The organism is Mesorhizobium sp. M7A.F.Ca.US.005.03.2.1 (genome assembly GCF_003997795.1).
GTDB classification, from domain to species: domain Bacteria; phylum Pseudomonadota; class Alphaproteobacteria; order Rhizobiales; family Rhizobiaceae; genus Mesorhizobium; species Mesorhizobium ciceri.
Genome location: NZ_RZRP01001203.1, coordinates 1 through 1408, shown reverse-complemented (window position 1 = coordinate 1408; position 1408 = coordinate 1). Strand labels below are relative to the sequence as shown.

The 1408-nt window shown below is 63.1% G+C and carries 1 protein-coding gene and 1 pseudogene; both read right to left on the bottom strand.

Annotated features, from left to right (window positions below; all coding sequences use genetic code 11):
- A pseudogene (locus EN991_RS36250) lies at window positions 1–180 on the bottom strand (6-phosphofructokinase); the annotation flags it as partial.
- A gap of 100 nt (window positions 181–280) precedes the next feature.
- The gene (locus EN991_RS36245; protein WP_127370519.1) at window positions 281–1048 is read right to left on the bottom strand and encodes a L,D-transpeptidase; all 768 of its coding nucleotides are present in this window, start codon (window positions 1046–1048) and stop codon (window positions 281–283) included.
- Between the last annotated feature and the right edge of the window lie 360 nt (window positions 1049–1408).

The window sequence follows — 1408 nt, the reverse complement described above, 5'->3', positions numbered from 1 at the left end:
TTCCGGAATGGCGGAAAGGTCGACATAATTGCCGTCACGGATGCCGCGCACGCCATGGATCGAGCCCAGCACCTTGGCACCGGGATGCCGCTTGCGGATCTCCAGCGTCGCCCCGACAACCGTCTGGTTGATGACGGCGGTTGGGCCGCCGCCCTGCGCGATGACAAACGTTCCAGCCATGCTTGATTTCTCCCGGCGCGATGGTTTTCAAGGCACCTTGGCCTGTCTTGCCGCATCGCGCAACGGGAGTTTCGAGCGGCGCCAACACGCCGCATAAGCGTCAGACGACGACGACCGGATTTTTCTTGGAGACGCGGCTGTAGAGGTCGATGATGTCCTGGTTGATCAGGCGCACGCAGCCCGACGACATCGCTTGCCCGATGCTCCACCATTCGGGCGAGCCGTGGATGCGATAGCCGGTGTCCTTGCCGTCCTGGTAGATGTAGAGGGCACGCGCGCCGAGCGGATTGGTGAGGCCGCCGGGCTGTCCGGCCTGCCATTTCACCAGTTCAGGCTTGCGGGCGATCATCTCCGGCGGCGGCGTCCAGGTCGGCCATTCCCTGCCGTACTGGATGTTGGCGCGGCCGGACCAGCGGAAACCGTCCTTGCCGATGCCGACGCCGTAGCGAATGGCATCGCCACCCGGCTGGACGAGATAGAGCATGCGCTCCTTGAGATGGACGACGATGGTGCCGGGCGCCTCGCCTGTCGTGTCGACGACGATCTGGCGGCGGAATTCCGGCTTGACCTTCAGATATGGCACTTCCGGCACGTTGAAGCCGCCGTCGGTCAGCCCGGCATACATGACCCCGGGACTGGTGACGTTCTTGTCGACGCTGATGCTTGGCCGGATCGGCCGCACGGAACCCGTGGTGACGTCGTCGAGCTCGAGCGCCGGCAGGCCGCCGCCCGAGGTCGAGCAACCGGCGGCGCTCAGCAGCGCAAGCGCCCCTGCCCCGGACAGGATGGCGCGGCGGCAAAGATGATGATCGGTTTCGATTGCGTCGCCATTTCGCGGCGGCGTCAGACCTTGCGGCAACTCACGCATATACCCAGACCCTACGCTGTCGGCGGGAAGCACGGTCCGGCCGGATAGCAGGCATTTTCCTCATTCATGGTTGATAAAGCGTGAAGAGCTTGCACAGCCTGCATTTGCGCATGGCCTTGGCGATGTTCGACCTTCTTGCCTGAACTTGAACGAAGGCTGCTGCACAAAAAGACCTCGGTCGAGTCATATTCCCGGCGCCGGCGTCTCCTACTCCTCGAACCATCAGCGAGGGGCCTCCATGTGCAAGACCTTAAAAACCGACATCAAGCTTTTTGCCGCTGCCATTGTCGCGGCGGCAACCGTTCTTGGTGCCAATGTCAGCCTGGCCGATATAGTGAGCACGCTGAGCGGCGCGAACTG